At 73.8% G+C, this 17,923-nt stretch carries 11 protein-coding genes; 2 read left to right on the forward strand and 9 right to left on the reverse strand.

What is annotated here, in order from left to right; translation table 11 throughout:
- Window positions 1–23: 23 nt before the first annotated feature.
- The 5 genes from ACGFIQ_RS11910 to dapE form a co-directional block, all read right to left on the reverse strand.
- Window positions 24–3,458, reverse strand: coding sequence for an ATP-dependent helicase (locus ACGFIQ_RS11910; protein ID WP_393242823.1), 3,435 nt, complete (start codon window positions 3,456–3,458; stop codon window positions 24–26).
- Between the two features lie 9 nt (window positions 3,459–3,467).
- Complete coding sequence (locus ACGFIQ_RS11915) at window positions 3,468–7,217, reverse strand: ATP-dependent helicase (RefSeq protein ID WP_393242825.1); 3,750 nt, start codon at window positions 7,215–7,217, stop codon at window positions 3,468–3,470.
- Window positions 7,218–7,487: 270 nt separating this feature from the next.
- The gene (locus tag ACGFIQ_RS11920) at window positions 7,488–8,033 is read right to left on the reverse strand and encodes a TIGR00730 family Rossman fold protein (RefSeq protein WP_393242827.1); all 546 of its coding nucleotides are present in this window, start codon (window positions 8,031–8,033) and stop codon (window positions 7,488–7,490) included.
- Complete coding sequence (locus ACGFIQ_RS11925; protein WP_393242829.1) at window positions 8,033–8,896, reverse strand: TIGR00730 family Rossman fold protein; 864 nt, start codon at window positions 8,894–8,896, stop codon at window positions 8,033–8,035. Before ACGFIQ_RS11925 ends, ACGFIQ_RS11920 begins: the two co-directional genes overlap by 1 nt.
- A gap of 389 nt (window positions 8,897–9,285) precedes the next feature.
- Window positions 9,286–10,359 (reverse strand): succinyl-diaminopimelate desuccinylase, encoded by a 1,074-nt coding sequence (gene dapE / locus ACGFIQ_RS11930; RefSeq protein WP_357067852.1) that lies wholly within the window; start codon window positions 10,357–10,359, stop codon window positions 9,286–9,288.
- A gap of 78 nt (window positions 10,360–10,437) precedes the next feature.
- On the opposite strand from dapE, the gene dapD reads away from it, so the two are divergent.
- On the forward strand, window positions 10,438–11,397 hold the full coding sequence (gene dapD, locus ACGFIQ_RS11935; protein WP_357067850.1) for a 2,3,4,5-tetrahydropyridine-2,6-dicarboxylate N-succinyltransferase: 960 nt from the start codon (window positions 10,438–10,440) through the stop codon (window positions 11,395–11,397).
- A gap of 51 nt (window positions 11,398–11,448) precedes the next feature.
- Here dapD and ACGFIQ_RS11940 read toward each other — a convergent pair whose 3' ends face one another.
- On the reverse strand, window positions 11,449–14,799 hold the full coding sequence (locus tag ACGFIQ_RS11940; protein WP_393242831.1) for a S8 family serine peptidase: 3,351 nt from the start codon (window positions 14,797–14,799) through the stop codon (window positions 11,449–11,451).
- A gap of 141 nt (window positions 14,800–14,940) precedes the next feature.
- Here ACGFIQ_RS11940 and ACGFIQ_RS11945 point away from each other — a divergent pair, with 141 nt between their 5' ends.
- Entirely contained in the window at window positions 14,941–15,498 is a 558-nt protein-coding gene (locus tag ACGFIQ_RS11945; RefSeq protein WP_393242833.1) for a sugar O-acetyltransferase, read from the forward strand.
- Window positions 15,499–15,579: 81 nt separating this feature from the next.
- Here the strand turns inward: ACGFIQ_RS11945 and ACGFIQ_RS11950 are convergent, their stop codons facing one another.
- The 3 genes from ACGFIQ_RS11950 to ACGFIQ_RS11960 are packed head-to-tail and all read right to left on the reverse strand — an operon-like array spanning window position 15,580 to window position 17,904.
- Window positions 15,580–16,227 carry a nucleoside/nucleotide kinase family protein gene (locus tag ACGFIQ_RS11950; protein ID WP_393242835.1) on the reverse strand — a complete coding sequence of 216 codons (648 nt, stop codon included), beginning with the start codon at window positions 16,225–16,227 and terminating at the stop codon, window positions 15,580–15,582.
- Window positions 16,227–16,874 (reverse strand): SIMPL domain-containing protein, encoded by a 648-nt coding sequence (locus ACGFIQ_RS11955; protein WP_393242837.1) that lies wholly within the window; start codon window positions 16,872–16,874, stop codon window positions 16,227–16,229. Before ACGFIQ_RS11955 ends, ACGFIQ_RS11950 begins: the two co-directional genes overlap by 1 nt.
- 10 nt (window positions 16,875–16,884) lie before the next feature.
- Window positions 16,885–17,904: a prephenate dehydrogenase gene (locus ACGFIQ_RS11960; protein WP_393242839.1), complete on the reverse strand. Its 1,020-nt coding sequence runs from the start codon at window positions 17,902–17,904 to the stop codon at window positions 16,885–16,887.
- Window positions 17,905–17,923: the final 19 nt, after the last annotated feature.

A 17,923-nucleotide genomic window follows, 5' to 3' on the forward strand; every position in this document is an offset into this window, starting at 1 on the left:
TATCATGGTTTTCCCGCGAGCGGTCAATGTTGGGCGGAATCTTCGGGCAACTGGGCGATCATGGCGGTGAGCCCCGTCACGTCCAGCAGATCCGCGGGGCGGACCGTCACCCCGTGCCGGACGTAGTGGAACGCCGCGCCCACCCGGTCCACCGGCACGCCGGCCAGCTCCGCCCAGGCCAACCGGTACACGGCCAACTGCACGGCGGCCACCTCCGCCGCCGGCCCGACGGGCTGCGCGCCGGTCTTCCAGTCGACCACGTCGAACCGCCCACCCGGCCGGGCGAACACCGCGTCCATCCGCCCCCGCACCACGACGCCGCCGATCACCGTGGCGAACGGCACCTCCACCTCCACCGGTGCCCGGTCGGCCCACTCGCTGGCCAGGAACCGCTCCTGAAGCTCGACAAGCGCCTCGTCGGGCGCGGCATCCGCGTCGGCCGCACCGGGCAGCTCGTCCAGGTCCAGGAGGCGATCCGCGCCGAAGCGCTGCTCCAGCCAGGCGTGGAAGGCGGTGCCTCGGCGGGCGTACGGGTTGGGTTCGGCCGGCACCGGGCGGCGCAGCGTACGGGCCAGCGCCGCCGGGTCGCGCCGCAACGCCACCAGCTGCGTGACGCTCAACTGCCCGGGCAGGGCCACCTCCACGGCACCGGAGAGCCGGGTCAGCTCGGCCCGCTCGGCCAGCAACAGATCCGCCTCGCGTTGCCAGCGCGCCACCTCCGGGTCCACCTCCGCCTCGACCGATCCCACCGGCCCGGCGACCACCGACCCGCCCGGCCCGGCGACGACCGGCCCGCCAGCCACCGGCCCGACAGCCACCGCGGTCGGGCCGTCGGTCATCAGGCGGCGCACCAGCCCGGCGGCCTCGGCCAACTCCGGTCGACGGCCACCCAGTGGGTCGGCCGGCCACTCCGCGCGGAGCACCACCTCGGCCGTGGGGTTGGTGGCGTCCGGGGTGGGCTCCGGCGCCCACGCGTCGACCAGGTGCCCCGGCCCACCGTCGAGGCAGGCGTCGTACACCTCGCGCAGGAAGACCGACGGACCGCGGGCTCGCTTCGTGCCCTCCCCCCACCAGTAGCCGGAGCACAGCAGCAGCCGGCGCGGCCGGGTGACCGCCACGTACGTCAGCCGGCGTTCCTCCCGCTCGTCGTGTGCCCGCCAGGCGTCGGTGAAGTCGTTCACCGCCCGCGCCACCGCCCGCTGGTCGGCCGCCTCGTCGAGCGCCAACTCGGGCAACCCGTCGGCGTCGCCCCGCAGCGGGAACGGCAGCACCCCGAGCCCGCCCAACCAGTGGTCGGAGTTGCGCACCGGCCCCGGCCACGACCCACGGCACAGCCCGGCCACCGACACCACGTCCCACTCCAGGCCCTTGGCGGCGTGTGCGGTGACCACCTGCACCGCACCCTCCACCACCTCGACCTCGCCCGGCGCCAGACCGCGCTCCTCGTCCTCGGCGGCGGCCAGGTAGGACAGGAACCCGGACAGCGTCGCGCCCGGCGTCTCCCCGCTGAAGCGGGCCGCCACGTCACCCAGGGCGTCCAGGTGCCCTCGGGCGAGGCCGGCGTCGCCGGCGCCGTCACGGCCGGCCCGCACCGCGACCTCCACGTCCAGGCCGATGGTCCGTTCGATGTCCGCGATCAGGTCCGGCAGCGCCTGGTCCAGCCGGTACCGCAACAGCGCCAGTTCCATGCCGTACGCGCGCAGCCGCGCGAAGCCCTCCGCCGAGTACGCCTGCGCCGGGCCGAGATCGGCCAACGCCTCCACCAGGGTCGCCTCGTCCAGCAGATCAGGACTGATCTCCGCGGTCTCGTCGGCGGCCACCTGACGGCGGGCGTTGGCGATGGCTCGGGCCCGCCGGTGCAACGCCACCAGGTCACGCGGGCCGATCCGCCAACGGGCGCCGGTGAGCAACCGCAGCAGCGCCGCCCCGTCGGTCGGGTCGGCCAGCACCCGCAGCGTGCAGACCACGTCGCGTACCTCGGGAGTGTCCAACAGGCCGCCGAGCCCCACCACCTCCACCGGGAGACCGCGCTCGCGCAGCGCCGACTCGATCGCCGGAATCTGGCTGCGGACCCGGACCAGCACGGCGGTGGTCGGGCGCTGCGCCACCGGGATGTGCTCGGGGGCCGCGCCGGGCATCCGGGCCGCCCCCCGCCAGGCGGCCAGCACACTGTCGGCGATCCAGTCCGCCTCGTCGGCGTACGTGGGCAGCAGCGCGCAGTGCACCGTGCCGCCGGCCGCACCGCCGGGGCTGCGGTGCGGGATCGGGTCGCGGACGGTCAACGCCGAGCGCAGCTCCGGCACCCGGGCGCCGGCCGCCCGCAACGGAGTCGACAGAGCGTTCGCCACCCGGAGGATCTCCGGACGGTTGCGCCAGCTCGTGGTGAGCCCCAGCGCCGGGGCCGGCTCACCGTCGGCGCGGGCGAACTCGGTGGGAAACCGGTCCAGGGTGCCGGCGCTGGCCCCCCGCCAGCCGTAGATCGACTGGCACGGGTCGCCCACCGCGGTCACCGGGTGCCCACCCCCGAACAGGGCGTTGAGCAGCACCACCTGGGCGTGGCTGGTGTCCTGGTACTCGTCGAGCAGCACCGCCCGGAAACGGTCCCGCTCGATCTCGCCGACCCCCGGGTGATCGCGGGCCACCCGGGCCGCCCGGGCGAGCTGGTCGGCGAAGTCCATCGCCTCGAAGTCCTCCTTGCGCCGGGCGTACGCCCGCACCAGCGGCAGCAGGCGCAGCCGGGTCTGTTGGAGGGTGAGCGCCTTGCGCACGTCGGCGTACACCCGGCCCGGCCGGGACTGCACCTCGGCGAAGAACCGACCGGTCCAGGCCGCCAGCTGGTCCGGCGCGACCAGGTGTTCGTCCAGCTCTCCGGCGAGTGCCAGCACCGCGTCGGTGATGGTGCTCGGCATCCGGTCCACCTCGGACATGTCGCCGTCGTAGTTGCGCACCAGCAGGTCGACCAACTGCCAGCGGGACGCCTCGGTGAGCAGCCGGGTCGACGGCTCGTAGCCGGACCGCAGCCCGTGCTCGGTGACGATCCGCCCCGCGTAGGAGTGGTAGGTGGAGACTGTGGGTTCACCGGCGAGCGGGTCGTCCAGCGGGTCCCGGCCCTGCCGGCCGAGTCGGCGGATCAGCTGGTCGAGTCGGGTACGGACCCGGTGGGCCAACTCGCCGGCCGCCTTACGGGTGAAGGTCAGCCCGAGGATCTGCTCCGGGCGCACGTACGAGTTGGCCACCAGCCAGACCACCCGCGCGGCCATCGTCTCGGTCTTGCCCGACCCGGCTCCCGCGACCACCAGCAGCGGCTCCACCGGGGCGGCGATGATCGCGGCCTGCTCCCGGGTGGGCGCCGGCAACCGCAGCAGCTTGGCCAGCTCCACGGGCGTGTACCGGGGGCCGGAGTCCGCCAGCCGGGGCGCCGGCGTGGGGCCCGCGCCGAACAGGGTGGGCTGGCTCACGGTGCCTTCTCACTCCTCGCCCTCACGGGTGCGCCGGACGGTCGGCGGCTCGACGACCTGACGCCCCTGCCCGGAGACCGGGCAGCTGGTGCGGACCGGGCAGACCCGGCACTTCGAGTTGGCCACCGCGGCGAACGTGGCGGCTGCCATCGTATCGGCGGTGCGCCGGACCAGCGCGGTCGCCCAGCCGGCCGCCGGACCCTCGCCCGCCGCCGGCTGGTTCTGTTCCCGGGCATCCTTCGCGGAGGTGCCGAGCTGCACCAGCGCCGCGCCGCCGGACTCGTCGCCGAACTCGGCGAACGCCCCCGCCTCCACCGCCGCCTGGTACGCGCCGAGCTGCGGGTGCTCGGCCAACTCGGTGCCGGTGACCGCGGTGGACTTGCCGGTCTTCAGGTCGATCACCACGAGCCGGCCGGCCTCGTCGATCTCCAGCCGGTCGACCCGACCGGTCAGGTCGACCGGCCGATTCGGGTCGTCCAGTCGGACCGCGAACTCGTGCTCGATGGCGAGCAACCGACGTGGGTTGGTGGCCAGCCAGCGCAACAGCTTGTCGACCATCGCCTCGGCGCGGTCCCGTTCCGGGCCGGCCATCCAGCGGGCGGCCAGCTCGATCGCGTCGAACCGGGCCGCCACGTAGTCGAGCAGCGCACCCCGGTCGGCGCTGGCGTCCTCGGCGAGCATCGCGGCGGCGTGCACCAGGTTGCCCACCCCCTGCGCCGTGCTGGTCGGGCCGCTGCCGCCGTGCCGTTCCAGCAACCACCGCAGGCTGCACCGTAGTGCGCTCTCCATGGCCGACGGGGTGACCCGCACCGGCTCCCCGTCGTCGACAAGCGGCCGGTCGTCGGAGAGCGCACGCAACCCCCACCAGTCGTCCGGGTGCGCACCGGGCACCCCGGCGGCGGCGAGCCGGGCCAACTCGGCCGCCGCCGCGCGCCGCCGGGCCGCCGGAGCGGCCGGGTCGGTGATGGCGGTACGCAGTTCGGCCACCAACGCCGGCAGGGTGAGCGCCCGCGGCGGACGGGTCACCGGCAGTGCCCCGGGACGGTCCGGCTCCTCGTCGTCCCCGGACCCGCCGCCAGTCGTGCCGTCGGATCCGCCGCCGTTCGCGCCGCTCGTCCCGCCGCCGGTCGCAGCGCTCGTCCCGCCGGTCGCAGCGCTCGTCCCGTCGGTCGCAGCGCTCGTCCCGCCGGTCGCAGCGCTCGTCCCGCCGGTCGCAGCGCTCGTCCCGCCGGTCGCAGCGCTCGTCCCGCCGGTCACGCCTTCGGGCGTGCCGTCCCCGGCGGGCGTGGCGTCTGGTGGGTTGCCGGCGGGGCCCCCGGCCGGCGGGGCGGTGCGCGGACCCGGTGGCACGGTCGGGTCGGCCGGTCCGGCACCGCTCGGCGGTGCGGGCGGCGTGGAGGGGCCCAGCTCGTGCAGGAACCGGCTCGGCTGCTCCTCGTGGTCGTCACCGCCGACGGCGGCCGAGGCCACGGCGCTGACCAGCAGCCGATGCCGGGCCCGGCTGATCGCGACGTGGAAGAGCCGGCGCTCCTCGTCCAGCAACGCCGAGGTCTGGCCCACCACGTTCGCCCTGGTGGCACCGTCGACAGACCGGCCGGCCAGCACGTCGACCAGCCGCTCGGAGCCGAGCAGACTGCCCCGCAGTCGCAGGTCCGGCCAGATGCCCTCCTGCACGCCGGCCACCGCGACCAGGTCCCATTCCAGGCCCTTCGCGGCGTGCGCGGTGAGCAGGCGCACCGCCGCGCCCCGGTCGGCGGTCGGTGCGATGGTGTCGGCCGGCAGGTCCTGGGCGAGCACGTGGTCGAGGAAGACCTCGGTGCGGGCGCCGGGCAGCCGGTCGGTGAACCGGGCCGCCGCGTCGAAGAGCACGAGCACGGCGTCGAGGTCGCGGTCGGCCGCCTCGGCCCGCCGCCGCCGGGCCAGGTCGCCCTCGCCGGCCGCCGGCCGCCCCTGGTTGATCGCACCCGCCCAGCGTTCGGCGAGCCCACTGGCACTCCACACGGCCCAGAGCACGTCCTCGGCGGTCGACCCCGGCCGGGCGGCGGTCTCCCGGGCAATGGCCAGCAGACCGGCCACCGCCTGCGCCGGCTCGGCCCAGCGGCGCTCGATGTCGGCCAGTTCCTCCGGGTCGCGCAGGGCCTCGACGATCAGCTCACCCGACGGGCGGCGGTCACCGCCGGCCAGCGCGAGTGCCCGGAGGCCCTGCCGCAGCCGCCGCTCGGCCAGCGGGTCGGCCCCGCCGAGCGGGGAGTGCAGCAGCGCGACCGCCGCCTCCTCGTCCAGTCGGTCCGGTTCGAGCGCGCAGCGCAGCAGGAGCAGCAGCGGTGCCACCGCCGGTTGCAGGTGCAGGGGCAGGTCCTCGCCGTGCACCACGGTGGGGACGCCGGCAGCGTGCAGCGCCCGTCGCAGGGTGGGCAGTTGCAGGGCGGTGGACCGCACCAGCACCGCCATCCGCGACCAGGGCACGCCGTCGAGCAGGTGGGCCGAGCGCAGCGCGTGGGCCAACCAGGCGGCCTCACTTGTCGCCGAACGAAACGTGTGCACCTCGACCGTCCCGGGCGGCGCGTCCGGCAGCGGGTGCAGTCGACGGTGCGCGGCCGGGCCACGCAGCCGGCGGCCCAGCCGGGCGATCGCCGCGAGCAGACCCGGCCCGGCCCGGTACGACGTGCTCAGCAGCACCTGCGCGGCCGGCGCGCCGGAGGCGGTCCGGAAGCGGTGCGTGAACGTGGTCACCCCGGCCGGGTCGGCGCCGCGGAAGGCGTATGTGGAGGAGTCCGGGTCGGCGAACGCGACGAGCGACTTGCCTCCGCCCGCGATCACCGAGAGCAGCTCCAGTTGTGCGGGGTCGGTGTCGGCCAACTCGTCGATGTACACGTGCGCGATCCGACGGCGCTCGGCGGCCAGCAACTCCTCGTCGTCGCGCAGCAGCCCGGTGGCCGCCCGGACCAGCTCCGCCGGGTCGTACGCGATGGAGCCCCGGTTGCTGACGTCGCGCAGCGCGAGCACGGCGACGTACTCCCGCAGGAAGCGGGCGGCGGCCGGCCAGTCGGCGCGGCCGAGCTTCGCACCCAGCCGGGCCAGCTCGACCGGGCCCACGCCGCGCTCGGCGGCGCGCATGAGCAGGTCACGCAGTTGGCCGGCGAAGGCCCGCGTCCGCAGGGCCGGGCGCAGGTCGGTCGGCCAACCGACCGGGTCGTCCTCGGGCTCCTCGCCCACCACGTCCAACAGCTCGCGGATGATCAGATCCTGCTCGGGGCCGGTCAGCAGCCGGGGCGAGGGCTCGCCTCGTTCGGCGGCGGCACGGCGCAGCAGACCGAAGGCGTACGCCGGGAAGGTGCGCACCAGCGGCTCGCGCAGCACCCGGTGGCCGTCCTGGGCGACCCGGGCCTCGATGCGCTGGCGCAGGGCGGTGGCCCCGCGACGGCCGAAGGTCAGCACCAGGATCCGTTCCGGGTCGACCCCCTCGGTCACCCGGGCGGCGACCGCCTCGACCAGGGTGCTGGTCTTGCCGGTGCCCGGCCCACCGAGCACGAGCATCGGCCCGTCGGTGTGCCCGACCACCTCGGCCTGCACCGCGTCGACCCGCCAACCGGTGCCGCCGACCGTCAGCTCGGGCCCGGCCCCGCGATCGGGCCCCGCCGACGCGCCGACACCGCCCCTGGACGTGCCGCCGCTGGCGGGCACGGAAGCGCTGTCAGGCGTCGCCCCGTCCCCCCGCGGCGGCCCTGCGGACCGCCGCACCAACCGGTACGCCTGCATCAGCTCATCCCATCAGACCCATACGACACCCACCCAATCCCCCACCCCCGCACCACCCACCACCCAATCCCCCACCCCCGCACCACCCACCACCCCATCCACCCCATCCACCCCATCCACCCCATCCACCCCATCCACCCCATCCACCCCTGTCGATCATGGGGTTAGCGGCGCGACACGCCGACAGCGGCACCGCTAACTCCATGATCACCGCGCGAACGGGGGACGGGAGGGGGGCGGGGACCGGGGCGGGGCGGGGCGGGGGTCAGGTCAGGTTAGGTGGGACTCTAGGGCGTTCAGGGCTTCGGGGACTGTGGTGGTCACCTGCAGGAGGTCGCGGCCGGCGGTCTTGAGGAAGGTCTGGTCGGCCAGGCCGTCCAGCCAGTCCAGCAGGGGGCGGTAGAAGCCGTCGGTGTCGATCAGCACCATCGGCTTGGTGTGCAGGGCAAGGGTCGCGGTGGTCCAGACCTCGAACAGCTCGTCCAGGGTGCCCAACCCGCCGGGCAGGGTGAGGAACGCGTCCGACTTGTCGATCATCAGGGTCTTGCGGCTGGCCATGGAGTCGGTCACCAGCAGCTCGTCCGAGGCCGGGTCGGCGACCTCCAGATCGACGAGTGACTGTGGGATCACCCCCAGGGTGCGCCCACCAGCGGAGCGGGCGCCGTCCGCCAGCGCGCCCATCATGCCGACGCAGCCGCCGCCGCTGACCAGCGTGTGGCCGCGTCGGGCCAGCTCCACACCGGTCTCGGTGGCCAGGTCCAACCAGCGCTGGTCCAGTGTGCGGGAGGAGGCGCAGAAGACGCAGATCGCGGCCATCAGTTGTCCCGTGGCTGGTCGGCGGCCTGCGCGGCGGCGGCCTGTTGGTCCGCCCCGGTACGCGCGACGGCCTCGTCGCGGACCGCCTCCTGCTCCACGGAGAGTGCGGCCTCCGCCTCGACGATGTACCGGACCGCGGCGTCGACGTCGTCGGTGAGACAGATCAGGTCCAGGTCGACCGGTCCGATCTTGCCGTCGGCGGCCATCGTGTCGCGCATCCAGTCGAGCAGGCCCTGCCAGTAGGCGACACCCATCAGCACCACCGGGAACCGGGTGACCTTGCCGGTCTGCACCAGGGTGAGCGCCTCGAACAGCTCGTCCATGGTGCCGAACCCACCGGGCAGCACGACGAACGCCTGCGCGTACTTGACGAACATCGTCTTGCGGGCGAAGAAGTAGCGGAAGTCGATGGCCAGGTCGACCCACTCGTTGAGGCCCTGCTCGAACGGAAGCTCGATGCCGAGCCCGACGGAGAGCCCACCGGCCTCACTGGCGCCGCGGTTGGCGGCCTCCATCACCCCCGGCCCACCCCCGGTGATCACCGCGTAGCCGGCCCGGGCGAGCGCGCCGCCCAGTTGCTCGGCCAACCGGCACTCGGCGCTGGCCGGGCCGCTGCGTGCGGAGCCGAACACGCTGACCGCCGGCGGCAGGTCGGCGAGGGTGTCGAAACCCTCGACGAACTCGGAGAGGATGCGCAGCGCGCGCCAGGCGTCCTTGGTCTTCCAGTCGCCGCGCCCACGCGAATCCAGCAAGCGTTGGTCGGCGGTGCTGCTCGGGATCGACCCTCGGCGCAGCGTGACCGCGCCCCGGTGTCGCTCCTGCCCTGGACCGCGACCGGCCTCCCGCCCGTTGCTCTGGCTCATGGAGCAACCGTAGTGGAGCGGCACCGCGCAGGTGTGCGGGGCGGGGACGCCGAGAAATAGTTCGGGATCATGGGCAACTATTCCGCTTCCCCGTACGTCTTACTATTCACATACCGGGTATGCCCGGCGCGCGCCTTCGGGGGAGGAGACAGCGTGATCAGTAACAGCGAGATGATCCGGATCCGTCGCCAGATGCAGCGACGGATCCGAGACGTGGTGGCTGAACGCCGCCGCAGCAGAGCGCAGGATCCCGCCCTCGTCTCCCCCGCGGCCTCCACTCCCTCGGGAGCTGATCAAGAGGTTTGCGTCGCCGACAACGGGCCCGGCTGACGCAAACCTCTTGATCACCGGGGTGACACCGGCCGAGCGCGATACCGGCCAGGCCGGAGTCAGGCCGGGGCCAGCCAGCGGTGCAGGGTTGCCGCGCCGTCGCGGATCTTGCTGATCTCGACGTGCTCGTCCTTGTGGTGGGCGAGGTTGGGGTCGCCCGGGCCGAAGTTCAGCGCGGGGATGCCCATGGCCGCGAACCGGGCCACGTCCGTCCAGCCCAGCTTGCCGATCGGCGCCGCGCCCACCGCCGCCAGGAACTCCTGCGCCGGGGCCGCCTGTAGGCCCGGGGCCGCACCGGCCATCGCGTCGGTCACCGCCAGGTCGAAGCCAGCGAACACCTCCCGCAGGTGCGCCTCCGCGGCCGCCGGGTCGCGGTCCGGCGCGTACCGGTAGTTGACCTCGATCTCGCAGCGATCGGGGATCACGTTGCCGGCGACACCGCCGATGATCCGTACCGCGTTCATGCCCTCGCGGTAGTCGCAGCCCTCGATGGTGACCCGACGCGCCTCGTACGTCTGGAGACGCCGCAGCACCTCGGTGGCGGCGTGGATGGCGTTCACGCCGTGCCAGGAGCGCGCCGCGTGCGCCCGTTCCCCCGTCGTCGTCACGATGGCCCGCATGGTGCCCTGACAGCCCGCCTCGACGATGCCGTACGTCGGCTCCAGCAGCACCGCGAAGTCCGCCTCCAGCCACTCCGGGTACGCCTGGCCCACGAGGTTGAGCCCGTTGTACCGCGACTCGATCTCCTCGGCCTCGTAGAAGAAGTACGTCACGTCGTAGCGCGGCTCGGGCAGCGTGACCGCCAGGTGCAGCGCGTACGCGGTGCCGGACTTCATGTCGGAGGTGCCGCAGCCGTACATCAGGTCGCCGCGCATGGTCGACGGGAAGTTGTTGTTCAGTGGCACCGTGTCGAGGTGCCCGGCCAACACGACGCGCTGCGACCGACCGAGGTCGGTACGCGCCATCACGGTGTTGCCGTGCCGGTGGGTGGTCAGGTGCGGTACGCCCCGCAACACCTCCTCCACACAGTCGGCGATCACCTTCTCGTTCAGGGATACGGACTCTATGTCGACCAGAGCGCGGGTCAGCTGCACCGGATCGGCGAGGACCTCGGGGGTCAGCGGGTTCTCCATGGTTCGCACGGTACCTTCAGGTCTGTCCGTGCGAGGAGTGAGCTGAGGCCGGCCCGGCCACGACCGAGAGGTGCAACAGTGACGTCCGCAGATTCCGCCTGGGGCATTGGCCTGGCCACGGTCACGGCAGATGAGCAGGTGCTCGACACCTGGTACCCGACCGGCAAGCTGGGCCTGGGTGAGCTGCCGCTGGTCGCCGGTGAGGACAAGTCGGACGTGCTCGACCTGCCTCCGGCGGCGCTCGGCGACCGGCCTCTGCCCGGTCTGCGTACCGTCCAGGTGGTCACCGTGATCGGCTCGCTCGACGACCCGATCAAGGACGCCCCCGACGCGTACCTCCGGTTGCACCTGCTCTCGCACCGCCTGGTGCGACCCAACCAGCTCAACCTCGACGGCATCTTCGGCAAGCTGGCCAACGTGGCCTGGACGTCCGCCGGGCCGTGCCCGCCGGAGCGGGTGGACGAGCTGCGGGTGATCGAGCGTGCGGCCGGCCGCCATCTGGCGGTGTACGGGGTGGACAAGTTCCCCCGGATGACCGACTACGTGGTGCCCTCCGGGGTGCGGATCGCCGACGCGGACCGGGTCCGCCTGGGCGCCCACCTGGCCGCCGGCACCACGGTGATGCACGAGGGTTTCGTGAACTTCAACGCCGGCACCGTCGGCACCTCGATGGTCGAGGGGCGGATCGTGCAGGGCGTGCTGGTCGGCGACGGCTCCGACATCGGCGGCGGCGCTTCCATCATGGGCACCCTCTCCGGTGGCGGCACCGACCGGGTCAGCATCGGCGAGCGCAGCCTGGTCGGCGCGAACGCCGGCGTCGGGATCTCGCTCGGTGACGACTGCGTGGTCGAGGCCGGCTGCTACATCACCGCCGCGTCGAAGATCACTCTCCCGGACGGCCGGGTGGTCAAGGGCCGGGAGTTGTCCGGCGTAGACGGCCTGCTGTTCTGGCGCAACTCGGTGACCGGGGCGTTGGAGGCCCGGCCGCGTACCGGCCGGGGCATCGAGCTGAACGCCGCCCTGCACGCCAACGACTGACGAACCCGCCGGGTCCGCGGCGCTCGGCCGCGGACCCGGACGGGGTACGCCTCAGCGCAACCGGTACGCCTGGATGATCTTTTGGGTCACCGTGTTGCCCGCGGTGTCCCGGACGGTGGCCCGCAGCGACACGTGGCCGGTGCCGGCCGGGTGCCGCAACGTGGCCGACCAGCCGTTGGCGGAGGTCCGGGCCAGCTTCGCCCTGCCCCAGGTCTTCCCGCCGTCGTAGGAGACGTCGACAGTGATCTTCTCCACCCGGGCGGCAGGCGCGCCGGGCTGCCGTTGCACCCGCACCGGGACGACGAAGTCCCGACCGGCCGGAGCGCTGTTGTCGACCCGCAACGGCGGCGCGAAACGCACCACCGACAGGGGCAGCCGGGCCGGCGTGTCACCGGCGACGTGCCGCGACCGGAAGGTCCAGCCGGATTCGACCTCGGTGCTCAGGTCGGTGAAGCTCCGCTTCGACGACGTGACGAGCCGGTAGTCCGCCGCGCCCGGCGGCACGGTGAACTCCCCGTAGCCGGCGTACTCGTTCTCGCCGACCAGCTTGCCGTTGCGCCAGAGCTTGGTGTGGTCACTGTCGCTCAGCGAGCCGCCCGGATGCCCGGCCGCGTCGCTGTACAGCGGCACGTCGACCAGGATGGCGTCGCCGACCCGGGTGACGCTCTGGTGCGGCCATCTCGGGTTCGGGAAGGACGGTCCGTACGGGGCCTGGTTCCAGGTCTCCGTCACCGTCCGCCCGGCCCGGTACGCGGTGGGGGTGGAGAAGAGCGCGGCATTCGCGTTCAACCAGCCGTCCTCGTCCCGCGTTCCGAAGTAGATCTCGGACTCCCACTTCACGTTCTTGGTGTTGTAGTACTCGACCCGCTGGCCGGGCACTGTGGTGGGCAGGCCCAGGGCGGCGCCGCCGACGTTGTACTCCAGCACGGGGAACACCACCCGCTCGGCCTCGGTGCCCGGGTCACCGCCGCGGAACCGGTGCACGACGGTGGCCAGGTCCCGTCGGGCGTAGTCGCGGACGAACCCGGTGGGCATGCGGCCCGGGATCGCTTCGGCAAGCGCGTACAGGTACGGGCTGTCGGCCGTGTCCGGCTTGATCCACTGGCTGCTGACGGTGGCCACGAACCGGTCGGCGGAGACCGGCTTGCCGATGTGACCGCTGGCCAGGTCGTCGAACGTGTCCGTCCAGAGTCCGACGGTGTACCCGCTGCCGTCGTCGGCCGTGAAGTTGCCGCTGACGTCGATCAGCTCCGAGACCGCGGTCCGGTCCGGAATGGTGGTCCGTACCGGCCTGGCCTGACGGGCGTCCACGACGATCCGGGTGTCCCCTTCGACGGTCAGTACGGGCTGCGCCAACATGGACATCCCGCGCGGCTCGTCCTCCGGGCCGGGCTCGTAGACCAGGCCGCTCAGGCCGTAGTGCCCCTTGGGCAGCCGCACGGTGGCCACCCCGTCCGAGCTGGCGAGGCTCCATGAGCCGAAGGTGTCCATCCCGACCAGGATGGTCCAGTGGTCCGGGGTGCGGGCACCGGCGCGGTTCAGGTGCTCCACGGTGAGCGTGTAGCTCTCCACCTCCCGGTGCACGGCCAGCGGGGTGACCGCGACCGCCGCACCGGACCGGGCCACGATCCGCCCGGTCCAGTAGCCGTCGGCGTCGCCGAGCCGGGTGTCCGCGGTGACGGTCGTGGCGGCGGTGCCGCCCGCCGGCACGGTGAGCTGGTTGGCACCCAGGGCGAACAGACCGGCCGGCAGCGCGCGACCGCCGGGGCCGGCGCCCTCGACGCTCAGGTCCACGGTGACCGGGGCCGGACCGTCGTTTCGCCAGGTCACCGTGCGGGTGATCGGGGTGTCGTCACCGTGCGGCCAGAGCGTACGCCCGAACGAGACGCTCACCGGGTCGCTGGTGATCTGCTGGGTGATCGCGTGCGCGACGTCGACCCGCCCGGCGCCCTGCTGGTAGGCGGTCTGGTCCGGATGCGGCTTGGCGGCGGCCATCAGGGTGGCCTTGAGCCGGTCGGCCCGCCACCCGGGGTGCTGCTGGGCCAGCAGCGCGGCCGACCCGGCCACGTGCGGGGTGGCCATCGAGGTGCCGGAGAGGGTGACGTAGCGGTCCCCCACCGGATCGCCGATGACGCCGTTGGCGGAGCGCGCGGCGACGATGTCGACGCCGGGCGCGGTGATGTCCGGCTTCAGCGCCTCGTCGCCGACCCGCGGGCCCCGGCTGGAGAATTCGGCCAGGTCGTCGTCGCGGTCCACCGCGCCCACGGCGAGCGCGGCGTCGGCGGAGGCCGGGGAGCCGACCGAGCCGTCCGCGCCGTCGTTGCCGGCGGCGATGACGAAGAGGGTGCCGGTCTGGGCGGTGAGGGTCTGCACCGCCTCCTCCAGCGGGTCGACCTCCGGGGTGTCCCAGCCGCCGAGGCTCATGTTGATCACGTCGGCCTTCTTCTCCACGGCGGCCCACTGCATGCCGGCGAGGATCGCCGAGTCGGGGCAGCCCTGGTCCTCGCAGACCTTGCCGTCCAGCAGCGTCGCGTCCGGCGCCACACCCCGGTACTTGCCGCCGGAGGCCGCGCCGGTGCCCGCGATGGTCGAGGCCACGTGGGTGCCGTGGCCAACCGTGTCCCGGCCGTCGGCGGCCTCGGTGAAGTTGCGCGCCTCGGCCACCCTGCCGGCGAGGTCCGGGTGGGTCGCGTCGACGCCGGTGTCCAGCACCGCGACTGACACTCCCGCGCCGGTGAACCCGGCCGCCCAGGCTGTGGGCGCACCGATCTGCGGCACGCTGTGGTCGAGGGTCGGCCGGCGAAGACCGTCCAGCCAGATCCGCTCGACGCCCCCTGCCGCGTCGAGGCGGGCCCCGGCGGGACCTGTGGCGACGGTCGCCCAGACCGCGCCGAGAGAGGACTTGTCGCTGCTCAGGGCAGCGCCGTGAATCGCCGGCAGGTCGCGGGTCACCCGCGTGCCGGGCAGAGCGGCCGGGGCACGCCTGGCGGTGCCGGTCGAGCCGTACGACACCAGCAGCGGCAGACTGTCGCGGCGGGCGTCGTCGTAACCGGCGGCGATCAGGCCGGTCACGTCGAACAGTCGCCTGTCGACCCGGCCGGCGCGGATCAGCGGCAGGGCGTCCTCCGGCAGCACGGTGAGCTGACCGCGCTCGCGGCTGGTGAGGAAGCGCAGGTGCGCACGGTCAGGGCCGGGACGGACGGCGGCGGCCCCGGACGCGGAGACGGTGACCCGGTCACCGGTGAGCAGGGTGACCGTCTTCGGGATGCCGGTCGCGGTACGCGGGGCGGCGTCGGGGGCGGTCGTGGTGGTGGGTGGGCTGGCCACCGCGGTCGCCGGCGTGCCCAGCACGAGGGCTGCGACGGCCGTGACGGCGACGGAAATTCTGCTGCGTCGATGCAACGGTTCCTCCTTCGTGGACGTTTATATCCATGAGACGTGCATAGACCGCCGCCAGTATTGCATACCCGGTATGCAATAAAGGGGTCGAAAATATGACGGACCTGCCAACCCCCGGCAGGGTCGACGGGCATCATCGACCGGGTGACCTCCATGAAGGACCGAATGCTCGCCGGTGAGCCCTACCTCGCCGACGACCCCGAGATCATCGCCGACCTGGACCGGGCCGCCCGGCTGATGGAGCGCTTCAACACCAGCCCCGCGGCGGATCCGCAGGCGCGACTGGGGGCGCTGCGCGAACTGCTCGGCGACATGGGCGACGACACCTGGATCCGCCCGCCGTTCTACTGCGACTACGGCTGGCAGATCCGGATCGGGCCCCGCAGCTTCGTCAACTACCACGCGGTCTTCCTCGACGTCGCGCCGATCACCATCGGCGCGGACGTCCAGATCGGACCGAACGTACAACTACTCACGCCGACCCACCCGGTGGAGCCCGGGCCACGCCGCGACAAGTGGGAGGCCGCCAAACCGATCACCCTCGCCGACAACGTCTGGCTCGGCGGCGGCGCCATCGTGCTGGCCGGCGTGTCGATCGGCGCCAACACCGTCGTCGGCGCGGGTGCGGTGGTGACCCGGGACCTGCCCGCCAACGTGGTCGCCGTCGGCAACCCCGCCCGGCCGGTCCGCGAACTGGGCTGACCGCACCAACGCCGGCCGCCTGGCCAGGCAACCGGCAGGTCAGACGGCCGGAGTACGCCGCGATCGCCGCCGCGGCGGCGGTCAGACGGCCGGCGGCTCGGGCAGGCGGACCACCAGGTCGGCCCGGTCGGCGGTGGGGGTGATCAGGGCCGCGTTGGCCTCGTCACTGCCCAGCGTCCACTCGCGTGCCTGCTCCGGCGACCGCCCGAACGCCTCGTGTCGGGCGGTCAACCGACGCTGGCGCAGGTCGGCGTCCAGATCGAGGAACCACGCCTCGTGCAGCAGCGTGCGCACCTCCTGCCACGGGAAGTCCGGCAGGAGCAAATAGTTGCCCTCGGTCACCACCAGCCGGACCGACGGCGGCACCTCGATCGCCCCGGCCACCGGCTCCTCCAACTCCCGGCGGAACTCCGGCGCGTACACCGAGGTGGGCTCCAACCGACGCAACCGACGCAGCAACGAGACGAACCCGTTGGCGTCGAAGGTGTCCACCGCGCCCTTGCGCTCCGCGCGACCCAACCGCACCAGCTGCGCCTGCGCCAGGTGGAAGCCGTCCATCGGCACCAGCCTGGCGGTCGACCCCACGGCGGCCACGACCTGCTCGGCAAGCGTGGACTTCCCGGCCCCCGGCGCGCCGGCGATGCCCAGCAGCTGTCGCGGGCCCGCCGCGGCCAACGCCAGCGCGCGCTGCACCAACGCGTCGACGGACAGCACCAGAGCCGGTGGCATCAGTCGAGGACCGGCGTGCTGATCGTGAACCGCGCCTGCACGGCCGCCTGGACGGTCTGCGGCTGCGGGTCCAACTCGAGCTCCGGCGGGCCACCGCCCGCGCCGCTCCCGGCGAACGCCGCGCGGGCGAACATCGGCCGGTCGGCCGGCCCGGAGTCGGCCAGCTCGAGCAACGAGGTGACCTGGGCACCGAGCGCCTCGGCGTACTCCCGGGCCCGCACCAGCGCGTCGCGGATCGCGGCGTGTCGGGCCTCGCGGTGGGCGGGGCTGTCCGGGCGAAGCTCCCACCAGGGCCCGGCCACCTCGACCTGATCCTGGTCGGCCAACCGGAGCATCAGCTCGCCGAGGGCGGTGAAGTCGGTGACGGTGACCGTGGTGGTCACGCTGCCGTGCCAGGCGACGACCCGCTCGCCCGAGCGACGGGTCTCCGGTCGCACCCGCAGGTCGCCGGTCTCCCGCCGCGCCACCGCCGGCCCGGAGCCGTCCAGCAGCACCCGGATGGCGGCGGCACGCTCGGCCAGCCTGGTCAGGGTGGTCTCCCGATCCCGGTCCCGCGCGGTCGCGGTGACCGCGAACCGGGCCAGCTCGGGCGGCACCTCCCGGTACGCCTCGCCGCGCACCTGCACCACCGGACTGTCCGCCGCCATGCCCCTCAGCCTAGTCAGCCGCAGGCCGCCGCGCCGCGTAGGAGACGGTCTCGACGCCGACGCGCAGACCGGTCAGATGACCGCCGGCCACCCCCAACTCGTGCAGCCAGGACACCTCGGCGGTGTGGTCACCGCCGAGGGGGAACTGCCTGTCGTACGCGTCGAACCGACGGTCACGCAGCGCCGCGCGGGAGGTGCGCGCCTCGTCGTAGCGCGCGGTGAGCGCCGGTGCGTCGCCAGCGCGCAACGCGGCGGTCAGGTCGTCCAGGAACGCGGTGACCTCGGTCAGCTCGCGCAGCACCCGGTCCCGGTTGCCGAGCAGCATGTTGGCGGTCCGGTCGGCGGGCGTGCCGGCGACCCGGGTGCCGTCGGAGAAGCTGCCCGCGGCGAGCGCGAGGATCGCGTCGCGCAGTGGCGCCCGCTGCACGGCACCGGCCAGTGCGCCGGCCAGCAGGTGCGGCACGTGTGAGGCGAGGGCGGCGGCCGAGTCGTGCTCCGCCGCGGACATCGGCACCACCCGGGCCTCGAAGAGGTCCACCAGCAGCTCGGCCAGCCAGCGGAACGCGGCCGTGGCCGCCCCGGCCGCCGGGCACAGGACCCAGGCGGCGCCGGTGAGCAGGTCCGACCCCGCGGCCGTCAGGCCCGCCCGGTCGGTGCCGGCCATCGGGTGGCCGGGCACGAACCGGTGCGTCAGCCCCTGTGCGGCGGCGAACGCCGCCACCTCCTCCTTGGTGCTGCCGACGTCGGTCAGCACACACCGCTCACCGGTCACCGCCGCCACCTCGACGAGCGTCGCCGGCAGGGTGGGCAACGGCCCGCAGAGGAAGACCACGTCCCGATCGGTCACCGCCTCGACCAGCCGGTCCGGAGCGGGTACGCCGATCCGGCGGGCCTCCCGCCGGGTGGCCTCGTCCGGATCCCACCCGGTCACGTCGATGCCCGCGGCGTGCATCCGGAGCAGCACGGAGCCTCCGATCAGACCGGTGCCGACCACCGCCGCCCGCACCCGCGCGCCGGGCCTGTCCACCATCCGCACACCTCGACGTTCC

The sequence above is a fragment of the Micromonospora sp. NPDC048898 genome (assembly GCF_043198035.1).
GTDB lineage: Bacteria > Actinomycetota > Actinomycetes > Mycobacteriales > Micromonosporaceae > Micromonospora.